This window comes from Peribacillus butanolivorans (genome assembly GCF_001273755.1).
GTDB classification, from domain to species: domain Bacteria; phylum Bacillota; class Bacilli; order Bacillales; family DSM-1321; genus Peribacillus; species Peribacillus butanolivorans.
Window position 1 is genome coordinate 3,251,135 of sequence record NZ_LGYA01000001.1, and the last position, 19,126, is coordinate 3,270,260.

At 37.5% G+C, this 19,126-nt stretch carries 21 protein-coding genes; 1 reads left to right on the top strand and 20 read right to left on the bottom strand.

Translation table 11 applies throughout. The features are described from left to right. The first annotated feature begins 6 nt into the window (after positions 1-6). Entirely contained in the window at positions 7-138 is a 132-nt protein-coding gene (locus AKG34_RS27075; RefSeq protein WP_083450807.1) for a YpzI family protein, read from the top strand. Between the two features lie 52 nt (positions 139-190). Here the strand turns inward: AKG34_RS27075 and fni are convergent, their stop codons facing one another. From fni to AKG34_RS14990, 20 genes are all read right to left on the bottom strand, one after another. Then, complete coding sequence (fni, locus tag AKG34_RS14895) at positions 191-1,237, bottom strand: type 2 isopentenyl-diphosphate Delta-isomerase (RefSeq protein WP_053348124.1); 1,047 nt, start codon at positions 1,235-1,237, stop codon at positions 191-193. A 19-nt stretch (positions 1,238-1,256) separates the two neighbouring features. Then, complete coding sequence (gene rpsA, locus AKG34_RS14900) at positions 1,257-2,393, bottom strand: 30S ribosomal protein S1 (RefSeq protein WP_053346792.1); 1,137 nt, start codon at positions 2,391-2,393, stop codon at positions 1,257-1,259. A gap of 216 nt (positions 2,394-2,609) precedes the next feature. Further along, on the bottom strand, positions 2,610-3,191 hold the full coding sequence (locus AKG34_RS14905; RefSeq protein ID WP_053348125.1) for a lysophospholipid acyltransferase family protein: 582 nt from the start codon (positions 3,189-3,191) through the stop codon (positions 2,610-2,612). A gap of 2 nt (positions 3,192-3,193) precedes the next feature. Continuing rightward, complete coding sequence (gene cmk, locus AKG34_RS14910) at positions 3,194-3,868, bottom strand: (d)CMP kinase (RefSeq protein ID WP_053346793.1); 675 nt, start codon at positions 3,866-3,868, stop codon at positions 3,194-3,196. Between the two features lie 192 nt (positions 3,869-4,060). Beyond that, a complete protein-coding gene (locus tag AKG34_RS14915; protein WP_053346794.1) occupies positions 4,061-4,246 on the bottom strand; it encodes a YpfB family protein in 186 nt (61 codons plus the stop codon). Positions 4,247-4,304: 58 nt separating this feature from the next. Continuing rightward, the gene (locus AKG34_RS14920; RefSeq protein WP_053346795.1) at positions 4,305-5,018 is read right to left on the bottom strand and encodes a flagellar brake protein; all 714 of its coding nucleotides are present in this window, start codon (positions 5,016-5,018) and stop codon (positions 4,305-4,307) included. A 130-nt stretch (positions 5,019-5,148) separates the two neighbouring features. Then, positions 5,149-6,504, bottom strand: a complete 1,356-nt coding sequence (gene ypeB / locus AKG34_RS14925) for a germination protein YpeB (protein WP_053346796.1) — start codon at positions 6,502-6,504, stop codon at positions 5,149-5,151. 14 nt (positions 6,505-6,518) lie between these two features. After that, positions 6,519-7,370, bottom strand: a complete 852-nt coding sequence (gene sleB, locus AKG34_RS14930; RefSeq protein WP_053346797.1) for a spore cortex-lytic enzyme — start codon at positions 7,368-7,370, stop codon at positions 6,519-6,521. A 125-nt stretch (positions 7,371-7,495) separates the two neighbouring features. Continuing rightward, the gene (prsW, locus tag AKG34_RS14935; RefSeq protein WP_053346798.1) at positions 7,496-8,182 is read right to left on the bottom strand and encodes a glutamic-type intramembrane protease PrsW; all 687 of its coding nucleotides are present in this window, start codon (positions 8,180-8,182) and stop codon (positions 7,496-7,498) included. Positions 8,183-8,279: 97 nt separating this feature from the next. After that, positions 8,280-9,245 (bottom strand): asparaginase, encoded by a 966-nt coding sequence (locus AKG34_RS14940; protein WP_053346799.1) that lies wholly within the window; start codon positions 9,243-9,245, stop codon positions 8,280-8,282. A 23-nt stretch (positions 9,246-9,268) separates the two neighbouring features. Continuing rightward, positions 9,269-10,237, bottom strand: coding sequence for a YpdA family putative bacillithiol disulfide reductase (locus AKG34_RS14945; RefSeq protein ID WP_053346800.1), 969 nt, complete (start codon positions 10,235-10,237; stop codon positions 9,269-9,271). Between the two features lie 150 nt (positions 10,238-10,387). Continuing rightward, positions 10,388-11,665 carry a Glu/Leu/Phe/Val family dehydrogenase gene (locus AKG34_RS14950; RefSeq protein WP_053346801.1) on the bottom strand — a complete coding sequence of 426 codons (1,278 nt, stop codon included), beginning with the start codon at positions 11,663-11,665 and terminating at the stop codon, positions 10,388-10,390. 273 nt (positions 11,666-11,938) lie between these two features. Further along, positions 11,939-12,514, bottom strand: coding sequence for a genetic competence negative regulator (locus AKG34_RS14955; RefSeq protein WP_053346802.1), 576 nt, complete (start codon positions 12,512-12,514; stop codon positions 11,939-11,941). Positions 12,515-12,602: 88 nt separating this feature from the next. After that, positions 12,603-13,493, bottom strand: coding sequence for a MerR family transcriptional regulator (locus AKG34_RS14960; protein WP_053346803.1), 891 nt, complete (start codon positions 13,491-13,493; stop codon positions 12,603-12,605). A 100-nt stretch (positions 13,494-13,593) separates the two neighbouring features. Then, positions 13,594-14,409, bottom strand: coding sequence for a metallophosphoesterase (locus tag AKG34_RS14965; RefSeq protein WP_152952294.1), 816 nt, complete (start codon positions 14,407-14,409; stop codon positions 13,594-13,596). 97 nt (positions 14,410-14,506) lie between these two features. Beyond that, entirely contained in the window at positions 14,507-14,965 is a 459-nt protein-coding gene (locus AKG34_RS14970; protein ID WP_053346804.1) for a YpbF family protein, read from the bottom strand. A gap of 159 nt (positions 14,966-15,124) precedes the next feature. Then, a complete protein-coding gene (locus AKG34_RS14975) occupies positions 15,125-15,904 on the bottom strand; it encodes a LysM peptidoglycan-binding domain-containing protein (RefSeq protein WP_053346805.1) in 780 nt (259 codons plus the stop codon). A 5-nt stretch (positions 15,905-15,909) separates the two neighbouring features. Next, the gene (locus AKG34_RS14980) at positions 15,910-16,509 is read right to left on the bottom strand and encodes a CPBP family intramembrane glutamic endopeptidase (RefSeq protein WP_053346806.1); all 600 of its coding nucleotides are present in this window, start codon (positions 16,507-16,509) and stop codon (positions 15,910-15,912) included. Next, positions 16,499-18,010, bottom strand: a complete 1,512-nt coding sequence (locus tag AKG34_RS14985; protein ID WP_053346807.1) for a RecQ family ATP-dependent DNA helicase — start codon at positions 18,008-18,010, stop codon at positions 16,499-16,501. Before AKG34_RS14985 ends, AKG34_RS14980 begins: the two co-directional genes overlap by 11 nt. After that, entirely contained in the window at positions 18,010-19,074 is a 1,065-nt protein-coding gene (locus AKG34_RS14990) for a YpbB family protein (protein ID WP_053346808.1), read from the bottom strand. Before AKG34_RS14990 ends, AKG34_RS14985 begins: the two co-directional genes overlap by 1 nt. Between the last annotated feature and the right edge of the window lie 52 nt (positions 19,075-19,126).

A 19,126-nucleotide genomic window follows, 5' to 3' on the forward strand; every position in this document is an offset into this window, starting at 1 on the left:
GTACTCATGGGTAAAGATCGTCAAGAAAAGAAATTGAAAGAAAGTAAACGGGTGGAATCTGATAGAGACCAATCACTGAATGATAAAGGGGCCACTATAATGGAAAGCCCGGAAGAGGCAAGAAAAAGAAACAGCTAAATAAAAAAAGAAGCATCCGATTGTCTTTGAACAATTAGAGATGCTTCTTTTTTTATTTAGCATATGTCGAGCAATCAATACCTCTTTGAGTTAACCAATGATAGGTATTACCAGCAATAACTATTTTTGTTTTCCTTAATTCAGAAATATTAGCAGCTCCAAGCGCCGTCATGATGATTTTTAAATCTTCATGTATGTAGTTTATTTCTTTAATTAACTGTGCCAATCCCAATTCTTTATACAGTTTTAGGAAATGGCCGGCTAAACCTACACCTTTTGCTCCTAAGGCCAGGCTTTTGGTAATTTCTAAAGGGCATTGAATTCCACCTGATCCTATAACTGAAAGCGCAGGTGAAACATTTACCGCTTCTACTATTGAGGCAGCTGTTGGAATACCCCATTCATTAAAATAGCTAAGTATTTTCGCTCGTCTTTCATTTTCTATCTTCGCAAAATTCGTTCCGCCGAACCCGCCCACATCAATGATCGAAACTCCTACGGAAAGTAATTGTTCAACCGTTTCCTTACTCATTCCAAACCCGACTTCTTTTACAATCATAGGAACTCCAAGACACCTGTTGATTTCTTCAATTCGTGATAATGTACCTGCAAAATTCCGATCTCCTTCAGGCATTGTAAGCTCTTGAATGACATTGAGATGAATCTGCAGAGCGTCAGCCTCAATCATATCGCTCGCTCGCTTTGCTTGCTCTACAGTTGCTTCACCTCCCAGATTACCAATCAGGACTCCTTTAGGGTTCTCCTGTCTCGCTACTTTAAAGGATGCCTGCTGACCGGAATCCTTTATGGCTGCCATTTGTGATCCAACTGCCATAGCAATTCCTGTTTCCCTTGCAGCAATCGCCAAATCCCTATTCAGCTTTTCCGTTTCAAGACCACCGCCTCCGGTCATTGCATTTATAAAAATTGGCGAACTTAAATTAAGTCCGCCAATTTCTACTGTGAGGTCCACATTATTCAAAGAAATTCCTGGTACGCTCTGGTGAATAAACGAAATATCTTCTAGTCCGGATTTACGCTGCTGACCTGTTTTTAATGCAAAGTCTATATGCTCTAACTTTCGTTTTGCTCTCTCCAAGGCTATCACCATTATTTTCTTATTTTAGTTTTTTCAATTGATCACCAATCATTTCACCCAGCTGAAAGCCCTTTGTTTCTTCAGGGAGTTCATAATCTGATGTGTAATTGGACTGAGGATCTTCAAGTTCTTTGATGCTCAATGATAAGCGGTGTTCTTTTTCATTGACATCAAGAACTTTCACTTCGACAGACTGACCTTCTTTTAACACTTCCTGCGGTGTTGCTATATGTTTGTGTGAAATCTGCGAAATATGAACAAGTCCTTCTACTCCCGGGAAAATCTCCACGAATGCTCCGAAAGAAACAAGGCGTTTCACGATGCCCTTTTGTGTAGATCCTTTCGCGGCTTTATCAGAAATATCTGTCCAAGGCCCCGGAAGAGTATCTTTTATGGATAGTGAAATCCTTTCATTATCGCGATCAATAGAAAGAACTTTCACCTGCACTTCATCGCCTTCGGTAACGACATCTGATGCCTTATCTACATGCTCATGAGAAAGCTGAGAAATATGGACAAGTCCGTCTACCCCTCCAATATCGACAAATGCACCAAAGTCGGTAATCCTTTGTACTGTTCCATGGAGTACTTGCCCGCTTTCAATTGTATCAAGAACATTTGCTTTTTGTTTTTCTTTTAGATCTTGTATGACTGCCCGATGGGAGAGAATTAAACGATTCTTATCCTTCTCAAGCTCAACAATCTTGAATGTTAAAGTTTTGTTTTTGTAATCAGAAAAGTCTTCAACGAAGTAGTCTTCTACTAAAGAAGCTGGAACAAAACCACGTACGCCTAGATCTACAACAAGACCGCCTTTGACAACATCTTTTACTTCTGCCTCAAATACGTCTCCGTTTTCAAATTTTTGTTCCAGGTCATCCCATGCTTTTAACGCATCAATTTTACGTTTTGATAGAATAAGAGCTTCTTCTTCTACTTTAATAACTTCAAGCTCCAATATATCACCCTCCGAAACGGCATCTGACGCCTTTTCGACATGAAGGCTCGACAGCTCACTGATAGGAATAATTCCATCTGACTTGCTGTTTTCTACATCTACAATAACCTGTTTTTCTTCTACCTTTGAAACGGTTGCTTTTACTTGATCCCCAACTTTGTAATTGTTCACTTCTACCTGATTCATATCTTCTGTCATTACTAACTCCTCCTTAACCCATGACTGATCAGCAAATTTCCTCTTCATCGGCCACATATTTTATTTAAAGTGGTTCAATAAAAACACTTTCCTAATAAAGATAAAAACAGCTTTTTTTTAGAGTAACAAGGTTTTTTTCCTTTTCATCCCTAAAACGGAACTATACCCCTATTTTATAAATTCTAACAAAATCATAAAATTGTCAAGTATGAAGGATTATTTATGCTCAGAAATCAATTTTCCGATTTGGTCCATAATAATCTTGGTTGCTTCATCGGCTGAAATCTTTTTTTCCCTATATTCAGTGAAATTTATTGGTGGACCATAAACCACTTTTAATGGTCGCAAAAACTTATAGGGACCAATAATTGCACAAGGTATAATTACCGCATCAGAACGCAATGCGAAAAACCCAGCTCCAGCCATACCTTCTCCCAATTCACCTGTCTTACTTCTAGTCCCTTCCGGAAACAGTCCAAGCACCTTACCTTCTTTTAAAAGCTTTAAACCTTTTCTAAGAGATTCCCGATCACTATTTCCCCGCTTTACGGGAAAGGCATTTACTCTTGGTAAAATACCCTTTAAAACTGGTGCTTGAAACAACTCTTCCTTCGCCATGAAGTGAATATCCCTTGGAGACGTTATGCCAACTATAGGAGGATCCAAATTATCAATGTGATTGGCACAAATCAATACCCCTCCATCTTTAGGGAAATGTTCCTTCCCAAGCGTTTTAACCCTATACGAAGGCATTAAAACGCTTTTAACGACGTTTTTGGCAAATGTGTAAAAATCCAATTTCATCTTTTCCTCTCTTCTATCAAAGACATGATACTTTCTGCCACTTCTTGAATTGATAATGAAGTCGTATCAATTTCTATAGCATCTGTTGCCTTTTTCAGGGGAGCTACTTCGCGTTCCGAGTCCAGCTTGTCCCTTGTTGCAATTTCTTCTCTTAACTTTTCAATATCGGATGGGAAACCTTTTAAAATATTTTCTTGATGTCTCCGCTGAGCTCGTTCATCTACAGAGGCAATTAGAAATACTTTTACTTCGGCATTAGGTAACACATGTGTCCCGATATCTCTACCATCCATGACAACTCCACCATTTTCACCAAAATTCTGCTGCCTACGCACCATTTCTTCTCGGATGCTCCGGTGCTTCGCCACTTCTGATACAGATCCAGTCACTTCATTGTTTCTTATTTGGGCTGTAACGTTTTCATTATCTAAGAACACCAACTGCCCATTTTCACTCGGTCTTAATTCAATTTCTGTATTAATAAGAATCTCAAATAGAGCTTGTTCATCATTCAGAGGAATCTGATGATTCAGAGCTTTATAGGTTAAGGCCCTGTACATTGCACCTGTATCCACATATATGTAATTGAACTTTTCTGCAACAATTTTAGCAACCGTACTTTTTCCAGCAGCAGCTGGTCCATCGATTGCAACTGATAATTTTTTTTCCATAAATCCTCCCAAGAATCCTACAATCATGCTGATTATTTTATACCCTTTCATTTTATCACAATTAACGGGAAAATCATTAATAAAAGGGCGTGTACATCCAAATTCGCTTTTGTATACTTTCGATTTCAAAGGCCATTAATAGTTTTCCTTCCAGAAAAAAACTTCATACAAAAAAAAGCGGATTGGCCGCTTTTATTTTGATATTCCATTGAAGGTTTCAATGATTTTCGTATAATTATTGCTATTGACACCTTCATACCTTGAGAGCTTAGTTAATTCGAAGATATGATCCTCCCTGCTCAAAAGGAACTGAAAAAAGAACAAACAGACCAGTTGGATAATAATCACTTTAATTAACAGCCTTTCAAATGTTTTCATAAGCTGCTCCTTCCACACTGATTATCTTATCAGTATGGAAAGAATCGCTGTTTTTCATTCAAACATACAACCTTTTTTTCTTTAAATCCACTTGCTTTTCAAAAATAAATTTCATTAATGTTTGTACATCATTTTTCGTTGGTTCAATGAATTGTATGTGCAGTAGCATATTACACTGGTCTTTCTCAGTTACTCGAATGACTCGACTTTTTAACCGCAAGTAGTTGATTTGCCCTGATTTTAGAGTAAGAGCCATCCACAGATATAATTGTGAATCCGATTTTATATTTGCACCTTTTATAAGCCTGATAGAAGCTCCGCCGGCACTTATGTCCTCAGTAAGTGCACGAAATGGAGTAAACTCAGAATGTTCGGGATGGATGGCTGTATCAAGCGTTACATCAAGACGAACGTAATGCCTTCTTTGAATCTTCACAAATGTTTCTACATCCGGCAATAGTAGTTGCATCATCGGTATCTGACCTTTCACTTTTCCTAAAACCTCCGACTCAAAAACATATACAGCCTGTTCCTTATTAGAAAATGTAACGTTCACTTGAGTTCCGTCTACAAGAAATGCATTTTTTCCAGTCGCTAAATTGATGGGAAAGTCTATATAAACACACCCAGCTTCCATTTCTACAACCATACATTTGAACTTTTCATTTTGAGAAGAATATATCTGTTCCAGTATTAATATATCGCCAATATTAATCATTGTGATTTCCACGTCCTCGCATTCTATGATAGCCACTAAAGAAGGAGATTGCATAAGAATTTCCCAATAATTTTTCCCACATAATCCATAAAATAGTTTATATTATTATGTCATGAAATAAGAAAAAGGGAAAGTGACTAGGCACATTTCCCTATGATAGTAAGTAAAGTAAATTTTTAGAGAATTACATTAAATTTTCGTATATTGGCTCGGAATTTTTTAGTTTTTCCACTTTTTCTTCTTGGCCGTTATCAGCATTAATGAAAATACGGTATGTATCTTCTTTAATCGTACCAAGAAATTCATAACAGAGTACTTCATCGCCAATATCATTAATGATTAACGCTTTCCCTTGATCCATTATTTTAACATTTAAGTTAATTTTTTTCTTTGCTTCTTCCTCAGAAATTTTTGGGTTTCCAATTTCCCTAACCTTATGTGATTTTAAAAACTCGTCTGCTGAAAATCCTATAACAGATCCATCATCCAATGCTATTTTAACCTTGACTGAATCCGGATAGATCTTGACTCCATCTATTGATGTCACGAAATTTAACAGAGCGATATTATCGTATTGTGCACTTTCAAACAATTCAAGTGAACTGAAATCATGTTCTTTTAAAAAATCTGCGGCTTTAGTATATGCCTGATTCAAATCAATATTTGTTTTGTTAACGTCCCTATTATTGATATACCAAATTGGATAACCGCCTTTTTTGGTCAAATCCATATTCACTTCGTTATTGGTATCCTTATCAAGAATGCTTACACTGTAAAATCCGTAATCGGAACCTTTGCCGTTTTCTTCAACATTCACCTTCAAATTTCCGTTTTTAATATGGGCATAGCCTTTTGCAACATCAACAGCTTCTTCTTTTGTATAGACTTTACCTTCTAAATTTTTGTAATTTTCCTCCTTCTGTTGTACAGAAGTAAAAGTCGGATTCATCTCATTTGTTTCCCCATACCCAGATACTTTTTTCTCTACCGTTTTTAATCCGTCGATGATCGTGTTATCCGAATTTTCTTTTCCTGATGCAAGAGCCATTTCGACATCCATCCAGCGTAAATTGTTTTTAAGGACTAGATATTGCACTTTTCTTAACTCGTCCTGGATGTCACCTGCCTGGGTGTACAAGGATTGTAAAGTCGAATATTCCTTATCATTCAATGGTTCTTTTTCAAGGTCACGTACAGCTGTTTTATAACTGAAGTCCGCAATTTTCGATAAAAATTCTTCCGTTTTATTGAATGGGAGCAGGGTCAACGGCAGCTGTCCAACATCACTTTGGGCTTCGGAAGTGATACGCCATACATCGGTTAAGGCCGGACTTAATGAATATCGAGAATTCATAGCCAATGTGCTGCCGACTTTATCATGCAATAAGTCTACTTGATAGCTTAAATCATGAAAGGCCCGCTGATACGTGTTTTCCGCATTGATTAATACAGCATTTTTTTCCTTATGTTCTTGATAGCCCCAGAATGCGGTTCCTGCAACGACTACAACAAGCAGGACAATCACTATATTCCTGATCATTTTCCTTCACCTCTTTACTTACAAAAGATATGTTTTCCGATTCTTTTAATTTGTTCTCTTGACCAGATCCACTTACTTGTTGCCGTATCGGGATTAAAGTAATATTCTGCATTACCGCTTGGATCCCAACCATTGATAGCATCCACGACGGCTTCTTTTGCCCTTTCGTTTGGTGTCAGCCAAATCTGTCCATCCGCAACAGCCGTAAAGGCCCCAGGTTCAAAAATCACTCCCGAAATGGTATTCGGGAAAGATACACTCTCTACCCTATTTAAAATTACGGCTGCAACAGCAACTTGACCGGTATATGGCTCCCCCCGCGCCTCGCCATATACGGCATTGGCCATCAGTTGTATATCATTCTGAGAGTATCCGCCCGGAAGATTCGCTGCTGTAGCAGTTTTGGAGGGTGTTTTTTCGGATGGAGCTTTGCCTCCACTTGGCTTAGATCCTGATGCATTCCCCTTCACTTTTACCTGCTTTTCAATATCGACTCCTCCATAATACGTAAACTCGTTACCTTTATTAATCTGTTCGTGAACAAATTTACTATTAAAATTAGAGGCATTTGCCAACTTCTGTTTTGTAGAGGACCCGGCAAAGCCATCGATTGGAAGTCCGAAATCTTGTTGAAAGTTTCGAAGTGCCCAATAAGTACCCCAGCCATAGACTCCATCAATCTTTCCATGATAGTATCCAATGTTTTGTAACCGTGCTTGAAGTTCAATTACATCATCACCAACCGCGCCTTTTTGAATAACTTGGCTCGAAAAGGCATTTGTTCTTGTTTCCGGGAAAATTCCGAAACAAATCGTTATACACGAAAACAGCAAAAGCCATTTCCATTTTGACGAAATTCCTTTCATCAAAAACACTCCTCTTTTTCTTGAATTAATGTAATTCTATTTTCTTCTTAACTGGCTTTTTTATTCCAAACCAATAAAAAACGGAGCGGGCAAAATATGCCAGCACTCCGTCATAGAAATATATATTACTTACTAAGAAAATGATTTTGAGAAAGTTTTTCTGCATGAAACTCAGACAATAAACGAGCTTTTTTTACTTTTTTCATACCTAACCACCATAAGTAAATCATAAATGGCAAGATAAAATACACCCAAAATTTTTGTGATATTAAAATATAGTCATAAACCCCATGTAGCAAGATTGGTATGACAAGTGCCAAGAATAAATAGGACCTATTATTCGAAGTAGAAAATTTCGCCTTGCCCAAATAGTACCCCATGATTACACCGAATAAAGCGTGACTTGATACAGGGAGAATAGCTCTGATAAAAGCATGTTCTACTCCATTGGCCAGCAAATACATTATATTTTCCATTGTGGCAAATCCAAGGGAGACTGCTGCACCATAGACGATTCCATCATATGGCTCATCAAAGGCTATATGTTGATATATTACATATATGAGTATGAACCACTTGAAAAATTCTTCAAGCAATGCAGCCCATAAAAAAGCATTAGCAAAATCGGTATTTAAAATATGTTCCGTTTCAAGCACATATTGGATAAACATAATCGGCAGAACAAGGAAGACACCGAAGAAAAAAGTTTTGATGACAACCGAAATGGGTTCGGTTTCATATTGATCTTTCAAATAGAAATAGCTGAGCAGCGCCAACCCTGGCGCAATAGCTGCTGACAACATGACCAGCATAAGCTGACCCTCTTTTCTTTTTCTTTTTCTTAATCGTACCACGGAATGCAGAAAAACTAAATCTAAGAATCAAAGTCTTTCTACATTTTTTAATTCCTCAGTACTTAAAGAATTTTTCATCTACGGTGTGTTCACTGGATAGAACGACAGCTAACTTAATTCTTGCTTTCTTGCTGTCATAGTCAGCACCTAATATTACTCCACGTTGTTTTAGATCAAATGCGCTACCTTCATAATCATAAGCTGGATATACTTTTCCTTCTTCCGCACTTGTAGTCATGACGATAGTAACACCATTATCGATTGCCTCTTGGATGGCAGGAACCATTTCCGGTGTAACCTGTCCCCTGCCAACACCTTCGAGCACGATACCCTTAGCGCCTTTTTTGACCGAAGCTTCTATAAAAAGGCCATCAGCGCCAGTATGGCACTTGATGATATCCACCCTAGGGATACGATGATGGATATCAAAGCACTCCCGATGTAGTGGTTTTTGATATATGCTAACGATATCGTTATCAATAATACCTAAATACCCATAGCCAAAAGATTCAAATCCTTGCAAATTGGAAGCATGTACTTTTTTTACATATTTTGCTGAATAGATTCTTTCATTAAAAACAACAACCACACCAACGTCATAAAGCAATTCACTCGCCGCGCATAATATTGAATTTCTTAAATTCGAATACACATCAGTTCCAACATCTTTAGGAGATCGCTGAGAACCAGTTAAAACAATTGGGCGTTGATCCTTAATCGTAACATCCAAGAAATAAGCCGTTTCTTCTAATGTATCCGTACCGTGAGTTACGACAATTCCAGTAACATCTGGATCCTCCAATTCTTTTTGAATTGCACATTTAAGTTTTTCCATTTTCCCAAAACCCATGGACATACTAGAAATCCGGAAAAGGTCTACAACTTTCATTTCAATATGGTTTGGTAGTTTGCAAAGTGATGCTAACTCTATCCCGCTTAACGCACCAGAAGCCAACATACCATTCGTGGTTTCTTTACTGGCGATTGTTCCACCTGTTGTTATTAATGATATTTTCTCCATACTTTCAGCTCCTGTAATAAAAATTACTTTTCCTTAACAGCCAAATGGTATGCAATCAAGCCTCCATGAAACCGACCATTTTCAATGAAGATTTCATTCGCATTATTTCCAGCTGCTAGAACTCCAGCAATATAGATACCTTCAATGTTCGTCTCCATCGTTTCCTCATTATAAGTAGGCCTTCCTGTCTCCTCGTCAATTTTGATGCCCATTGATGCTAAAAATGAATGATCAGGATGATATCCAGTCATTGCAAACACAAAATCATTTTTAATAACCTTTTCCTCGTTACCTACGTGATAAATGACACTCTCCTCTGTGATCTCATCAATAACCGCATTAAATTCCATCATAATTGTCCCATTACGGACTAATGATTCAAATTCAGGGAGAATCCATGGTTTAATTTTTGAAGAGAATTCTGAGCCTCTATACAGGACTGTAACTCTTGCCCCTGACTTGACCAACTCCAGCGCTGCATCTACACTTGAGTTTTTACCACCGATGACTGTAACATCACAGTTAAAGTACGGATGACCCTCCTTGAAATAATGAAACACTTTAGGAAGCTGCTCACCGGGAATACACATATAATTAGGATGATCATAATAACCGGTCGATACGATGACTCGCAAAGCTGTATAGTCGCCTTTTGATGTCCGGACTAAAAATTTACCATTATCCTGTTTTTCCACTTTTTCCACTTTTTCGAACTTATTCACACGCAGTTCTTTCCTTCTAGCTACCTCCCTATAATAGGCAAGTGCCTGATTACGGACAGGCTTACGGTTTTCCGTGATAAAAGCCGTGTCACCAATCTCCAATTTTTCACTTGAACTAAAAAAGGTTTGATGTGTTGGATACCGGTATATGGAATCCACCACATTGCCTTTTTCAATGATTAGAGACTGTATCCCCACTTCCTTCAGGGCAATTGCAGCAGCCAATCCACATGGACCTCCACCTATGATAATTACTTCTTCATAATTCATTTATACTCCACTGCCTTCCTACTCACTATGTAATTCTTTCTCTAAAAAAAATAAAAACTCCTATCAATACATGATAGGAGTTTTTACAAATCTTTTCAATGATAATGCAATGAACGCATTTATTCGTTTACAATCCAGGCTTTGAACCTATTAGATCCAGCCACGGAAACGTGAAGCTTCAGCCATTTTTCTTACACCAATCATATAAGCGGCAAGACGCATATCAACTCGTCTAGATTGTGCAAGTTCGTAAATATTATTAAAAGATTTCACAAGGATTTTTTCAAGCTTTTCGTCCACTTCTTCTTCAGACCAGTAATATCCTTGATTATTTTGCACCCATTCGAAGTAAGAAACGGTAACTCCGCCAGCAGAAGCCAGGACATCAGGTACAAGTAATATGCCACGATCCGTTAAGATTTGTGTCGCTTCAATTGTTGTTGGACCATTTGCTGCCTCGACAACGATAGAAGCTTTAATATCTGCAGCATTTTCTTCCGTAATTTGATTTTCAATAGCAGCCGGAACTAAAATATCGCAATCCAATTCAAGCAGCTCTTTATTTGAGATTGTGCTTTTAAACAATTTAGTCACGGTTCCGAAACTGTCTCTACGATCTAGAAGATAGTCGATATCCAAGCCTTCAGGATCATGCAGAGCACCATAGGCGTCTGAAATCCCAATCACCTTAGCACCTGCATCGTGCATGAATTTAGCTAAGAAACTACCAGCGTTACCAAATCCTTGAATAACAACTCGTGCCCCTTTAATATCAATTCCGCGCTTTTTCGCAGCTTCATTAATACAGATAGTTACACCTTTTGCAGTTGCAGACTCACGGCCATGAGAACCACCAAGTACAAGCGGTTTACCCGTAATGAATCCTGGTGAGTTGAATTCATCCATACGGCTATATTCATCCATCATCCACGCCATGATCTGGGAATTAGTAAATACATCAGGTGCCGGGATATCTTTTGTCGGACCTACGATTTGACTGATAGCACGGACATAGCCCCGGCTTAGTCTTTCCAGCTCACGGAAGGACATATTACGAGGATCACAAACGATTCCACCTTTACCTCCGCCATAAGGCAAATCAACGATGCCACATTTCAAACTCATCCAAATGGACAATGCCTTTACTTCTCGTTCTGTCACATTAGGGTGAAAACGGATGCCACCTTTTGTTGGTCCAACAGCATCATTATGCTGTGCCCTGTAACCCGTGAAAATTTTAACTGAACCATCATCCATACGTATTGGCATCTTCACGGTTAATAAACGTAAAGGTTCCTTTAAGAGCTCGTATACCTCTTCAGGATAACCCAGCTTGTCTAACGCTTTATGTATAACAGTCTGGGTAGACCTCAATACGTCGTGTTTTTCTTCCTCATTTACAGGGCCATTACCTTTTGCCGATTCCATCAATAGTACCTCCTAGAAAATCTCATCCATATATTTAGATTATAATTTACAAATAGTCCTCTTCAAGTGCTAGTATACACCTTCGTTATATTTATGCAAGAGTAAAAATGGGAATTTAAAAGTTGGAAATATTCAAAAAATGAAAACGTTATCATACCAAGGGTTTTCTTGCTTCTTTTCCTATACTTTTTCTTAAACAGGGAATTTGAGACGAATAAGGCAAACCGCATTGGAATGTTCAATATGTGTCTGCCCTGTCTCCCTCTTTTTCAACTAATTAAAATGTGAGATTAATACATGTATGGCTTCTTTCTCAATGATGCATGTTCCATATTCGTTGATGCGGTATAGCGTAAGTGTTGAAGCATGGCCATACTCAGCCGCTAAGGAGATGACCGTGTCATAAGTCGTATCTTTGACATTCTCAATCAGTAAATAGTATCTTCCCTCATAATGATAAAGAGTGCTATTAAGCAAGCCATGATATGACAATCTATGAGATAATTGAACAATATCTTCAAACTCATTGAAAACATACAGAATATGGGGGAAGTCATCAATTTTCACTTGCAAATCCAGGAACTCTTCTTCATCTGTTAATAACTCTTCTTCTTCCTTCGTTACAATGATAATCAACCCCTGAGCAGGCAGGGAAAAAATCTCGATTGCAATGGAACCACTCATTTTAAAGCTGAGTTCTTCACACGCTTCCTCCACCATATCCTGAAATAACTTGTGGACTTTTAAAGAATTCCCTAAAATATCTTCTTTAGTTATTCCTCTATCAATTAAATCATCAAGGGTCAAAAAAATCTTGATTTTATTATTAGTTAATCGCTCCAGCTTCATAAAAAAATGCCCCCTGGTTACCATCTTCATACATCATATGAAGCCTTGGTCTCAGGGTGCATATCCATTATTTATCAAACACTAACCTCTAAATTTTCAACCATTCCTCCCAATCTGATTGAGATCCACCGATTAAAACTCTGCTGAAGGAGGTTCGGATTTCATCCGATACATGGTTCAGTGCCGCTCCTCCAAGCCCAACCTTCAAATCAGGAAAATCCCGGCTTAATTCTTCGACAAGTCTTAAGGTTCCTACGAGGTTTTCATTAAGTGAACAAGACATAAATAAGTAGGATGGTCTTATGATTTTTAAAACGGTAAAAAGATCTTTGTCGGCGATGGATTCTCCCAAATAGACCGTTTCATATCCTTTTCGCTTTAAAAAGATTGTAAAAATCAACAGGCCGAATTCATGTTTTTCACCGGGGGCACAAACAGTAAGAGCTTTAGGAAGAAATTCACTTGTTGGAATCATATGCATTACGGAACTAATTCTGGACTTTAGAATGTTAGATGCAAAATGTTCATGAGCAGAAGTAATTTCTCCTCTTTCCCACATATCGCCAATCTGAACAAGTATGGCACCAAGCACATCAACTACAGTATGTTCAATCGTATACATACTGAAAGCTTGGCTGATCAGCATTTGAGCTTTATTTTCATTGAAACTTATGAGAGCTTCAAGTAGCTCGTCCGCTAACTTTATAGATTGCTCATTATATCGTTTTGTTTCAGGAACATCAGTCGCTACAGTGCTAGTTTCGAGTAGTGAAACAGCCTGACTGATTGTGAAGCCCTGATTTGTTTTATTGATTAGCCATTTGAGGGTTTGGAGATGTTTCTCTGTATACAGCCGGTGACCTGAATCATTTCTGACAGGTTCAATAAATTGATAGCGCCTTTCCCATGCCCTCAAAGTACCCGACTGAATACCTAGCAGTTTTGAAACTGCCTTAATATTATATTTACCTTCTTGCATGGTTTTACAAAGCCTCCAATAACAGAACATTCATTTGTTGAAATTATAGTGGATTCTTTCAACTCTGTAAAATTTCGATATGCTTGTTTAAGAAGGCAGCTTAATAGGTCTTTTCCACGGCTTCGCCAATTTGCGTATGTTTTCCTCTTTTTAGCGTAAAAAGGTGAGTTTCTGGCTTCGCTTCAAGTCTTAATGGCACTGCGCTTGTCCCATAACCATTACTCGTCACGTACAAGCAGTCACCCTCTTTTTTTATACTACCGATCTGATATGGCCCAAGCCCGAATATCCGAATCTGTCCTCCATGGGTGTGACCTGATAGGACAAGTCTTATATGATGTTCTGGTGTTAATTGTTTTTTTACTAGCGGGTTATGGCTGACCAAAATCCGGAATGGCTCATTTCTGCAATCTGATAGAGCAAGGTCAAGCCTATCTCTTTCTACTGATATATCATCAATACCTAAGAGAGCAAACTTCTCCCCTTTTTGGGACTCAAAAGAAACGGCTGTATTATCCAGAATTTTCACACCATGCTTTAGAAGTGATGCATCTAGCTCATGAAAGTCTCCTTCGTAATCATTATTTCCCCAAACAAAATAAAGGGGACCAAGTCCTTTTAATTTCAAAATATTTTTTTCAACTCTCTCCAGAGGAACCCCACTTTCTCTGATGTCACCACCGATAATAACCATATCTGCTTTACCGCGGGCTTCCTCAATCAATTTATCCGACACGATCCGTCGATGAAGATCAGATATAAAAAAAATCCGGACATCGCCAAATCCTTCAGGAAAGTCGTTGAAATATAAGTCTTGAAAAATTATCCTATCCTGATTTGCCGTACGCCACATATGTATAACAGTAGCAAATAACAGCAGAATTAAGCCTAAAAATAATCCATATACCAATAACATCTTCCGTTAAACCTTCTTTCTCTACAAATGGCAATAGTTACCTTCATATAAACATAAAACCATATTACCCGCAATTAAATATTCTTAAAGCGAATAATCATTTATTTTCATGATATAAGTTTATATCATAGTTCTTCTTCATCATTTCAAAAACCTTATGGCGACTTTTCCATTCATCCTCTTTTTCCCACAGCTGCTTACTTTTATTAATGATTTCGCAACGAAGCAACTGAAACTCCTTCTCAGCTTTATCAAGCTTCTTTTTAATTAATATCATATATCCATATAACCCAAATGCTGCTGCTAAAAATAGAAAATGGCTGAAATGGTCAACAAAAACACTAAACATCTTAAAAAAAGAATAGGAATAAGGAACTACAATATAAAAATAAAGATAAACCAAAAAAAGAGCAGCAATAATCATTGTTGCCCATAAACTATGAAGATGTTTCTTTTTTAGAGCCTCGAACTTTTTTTTTCGATCTACAACGTTCTGCAGCATTTGCTTTGTTGCTTGATCCGTTTTTTCATCCAATAAAATAATTGTAGGTTCCATTTTCTTTCCCCCTCATAACTACCCTTTAAGTGATAATATGAGATTGTCCAGAAAAAAATGATAAATAACTAGGCATGATTAGCCTCTTTGCGGAACAAAGAAAAGCTGTATGAAAGTAAAAACACCCTGCCTCAAAAGACAGAGTGTTCATTATTATTTCTATTTCTTTATTGGAATTTTTAAAACCTGGCCCTTGGAAATTTCATTGCCATTCAGGCCGTTCCACTCCTTAATTAGAGCAATTCCTTCCTGTGAATTGTAGTAATTCATGGAAATTCGGAATAATGTTTCTTCCGCTTTAACAGTATGTAAGACAACCTTATATTCATCCTTATTTGGCTTGACTGCTGGTGCTCTTTCCGTTGTTTTTTTGTCTTCTGCTGCTTCTTTCTTGGCTTTTTCTTCAGCTATTTGCTTTGCCTTGGCTTTTTCTTCAGCTATTTGCTTTGCCTTAGCCTTTTCTTCAGCTTCTTGCTGCGCTTTTTCTTTTTCTTCAGCCTTTTTCTTTGCTTGTTCCTTTTCTTCAGCCTTCTGCTTTTCTTTTTCTTTCTTCTTCTCTGCTTCAGACTTGGCTGAATTTTTTGCTTCTTTCTCCAAATCATTATCTTTTAAATCATCTGCAGTTGCTGTAGTTGGTATCGTTTCTTTATCAGCGTCTTCATTTTCATTATAGTTCACTACTTGATCACTTCTTGTATGACGTTCAGGTTTTTCTTGAAGATATGTATTAAGACTGTAAAATCCTATCGGAAGCAAGATAAAAAACAACGATAATAACTTAATCATCGGAAACTTAATCTTCACTTTACTTTTTTTCTTTTTATTCTGATGGACTTGGCTACGCTTTGGCAGAGATGACTTCGCCTTCTGACGTTCGACTCGCGTCCGAAGTTCACCAGCCTGATCTTTGTCTTTCCCATTCTTTTTTACATCATTCATATAGGTCACCCCCTTTCTTGCTCAACCCGCTTTGCTTTTTTCCTCCTGATTAATACTCCAAGGATAAAGTCAATCAAAAAATGGGCCGTGATCGTCACCAGTAAATTATTTGTCAATTCAAACAGAAACCCGATAAAGAAGCTCAAAACCAAAACATTTAAAAATAAAAACCAATTAAATAAATAACGATAATGAACCGCAGCAAAAATAATACTCGTCCAAAGTAAACCAAGGTGAGTTTGTAACACTCCACGAAATAATAATTCCTCACTTATCGCTACCACTAAAGCAACAACAAAAATCATCGAGTAAGACAGACTACTGAAAATGCGTTCGTTAATCCCACCATCATCTTGATAGGATGATGGCGTCACTCTCATCATAAATAAATCAAATAGAACGACTATAATTCCTGCCGGGATACCAAATAACAAAATATTAAGGTCATTGAAGATAAATAATTCGAAAAAAGTAGAACGTTCATTAAATAAAATAATACCTAAAAAAAAGGCTAACGTTAAGAGAATAATTTGTGTAAGAAACAAATTATATAGCAACTGCTTATCTGTTAGCTGTTTTATTAATTCAGCTTGCTTATTTTTCATCCCAATTTTCCTTCTTTAATAAGATAAAAGCCAATTCCTGTTTCCAAGTGGTATAAGAATTAACTTGTTCTACCTTCACTGCGGGCAATAAATCGATCATCTTATTCGCATCCATTCCACAGAAGTCGCAGCAGAAAGGATTCAACTTTTGCTGCTTTTCATCAAAGTAATTCAGAATTCCCAAACGGCGACATTCCTGAGCATATATCCAATTGAGAAATTTATGCAATTTTTCCTGATTCCGGGACTTTCTCTTTTGACAATACTCTTTCATCTCTTCCACATGCTGTAAAGGATCCTGATTTCCTGTAAGAAACTGTGTAAAAAAACGAAGCTGAATATCATTTAAGGAAAAAGATTGAGACAGCTGTTCTTTTTCAGAAAGAGTCAAATTTGCTCCTATCTTTTGTGCTTCGCTCAGGAAGGAACACACACCCTCTATTTGCAAATCGGACGGCAATTGTTGTTCCATCAAATGAAGGGGAAGCCCTTCATCTCCTTCACTATATAATAAGACTGCTACACTTTGTTTCCGATCACGCCCCGCCCTACCTATTTCCTGCAAATAAGATTCCATTGTAGAGGGCATATGAAAATGGATAACATATCTGACATCCGATTTATTTACACCCATGCCAAAAGCACTCGTTGCGCATATTATTTTTAATTGGCCAGAAATGAATTGCTGCTGAATAAGCATTCTTTGGTCCTGATCCATGCCGCCATGATAAAAATTGACGCTATCTACCCCGTTTTCCTGTAAAAATCCAGTGACGGCTTCTGCCACCTTTTTAGATGAAAAATAAATAATGCCACTCCCCGTGAATTTTCTGACAAGCTCCAGAACACGGAATAACTTTTCTTCGTAGCTGAAAAGTCTCTCAGAAAGTATGGCAATATTATCCCTATCTACAGATGATACGGTTTCTTTAGCTTGATTGATATTGAGTTTTCCAATGATATCTTTCCGCACTTCTTTTGTTGCAGTTGCCGTTAAGGCGAGCGTTAATGGATTGTTCAACTCACGTCTAACTTCTCCTAAATTCAAATAATCAGGTCGAAAATCATACCCCCATTGTGAGATACAGTGTGCTTCATCAATGACAAACAAACCTATTTCTAAGGTCTTTAAAGACTTTATCACACCCTCAAGGCTAAGCATTTCAGGAGATAAAAAAATAAACCGATACATATGTAAGCGATCGAAAGCCTCCCTTTTTTGATTTAACGTCAAAAAAGAATTAAGGGTTAATACACTTTTTTCACCTCTCATTTTGAGCTGATCTGCCTGATCCTGCATTAAAGATAATAACGGGGAAACTATTAAGGTCGTCTTATTCAAAAGGTAAGCAGGCAACTGATAACACAATGACTTACCTGACCCCGTTGGCAACATCGCTAAAGTATGACAGCCAGACATCAATGATTCAATCACTTCTTTTTGTCCTGGACGGAATTTATCAAATCCAAATTTTTCTTTTAAGACATGCTCTAAATTCATCATCCATCACCCAATTTCGCAAGTACAAGCCTTATTTGGAAAAAACTAATCTGTTTATTATCAACTTCCTGTTTGATTGCCTTTAGCTGCTTGGTATTGAGTTCCTTAATTGCAGCGATGATTTCCCCTTCATCCTCATGGGATACATATTCAGCAATTGGAAAGCTTTTATCCGATAAGACAATTTCAACAAGATGATCTTCAATGGTATTGACTTTTAAACGGCGGATTTCTGCTATTTCAAACAAAGTTTTCCCTGCTTGAATATATCGCAATGTCGTTTGTGTAGAATGAGTCAAATGAGGATTGCCACTCCTTTGCCAATCACTGAATAAGGATGCCAAAATAGGGTAATCTGTTACCTGTTCTATTTCCGCAAGCATTTGATGTAACGAGTCAAGAAATGTAAAGCGCACATACTCTTCTTCTACATCTTTCCTTTTCGCAATCTGTTCAAACGTAAGTCCAATCCTGTTTACCCCTGTTAATTTCAAAATAAAAATATCTCGTTTTAAATTACTTTGCAGCTCTAATAACGATATCAGTTCTTCATAAAGATGCTGCGCAATCAACCCTCGGTCCTGGCGATTGTTTTGTAAGAATTCCTTTACAAAACATTGGATTTTGGGGTTTCGTTGTATAGGATAAAAACGTCTTTCATTGTGGACAATATGGGATATAGTTTGTATGAGTAAGTTTAATCTCCCCCAGAATATCGGGGTGATATTTTGATATTTCCAGCCATTTAAGGATGTTGGAAAAGGATTCTTCTTCAAATAATCGGTTAACTTTCTACCGCCTTGGCCACTGATTATATAAGCATCGGTTTTATCGGTTATCTCAATGAAATTATGCTCATGAAATAGTTGAATGTTTTGATTTAATTGTTGTCGGGTAAAACGAGGTATTGTCCCAAAAATATTCGTTAACCCGAATAAGTGGGCATCCTGGATTGTCTGTGACGACTTTTTGCCCTGTAGCATATGATAAATAGCATAAATAGAACGTTCGCCTTGAAATTTTTTTATTGCATATAGAATGATTACTTGTAGATAATTATTCATGGGACTCACATCCTTGTTTCAATTAACCAATTAACCCTATTGTATCAAAAAA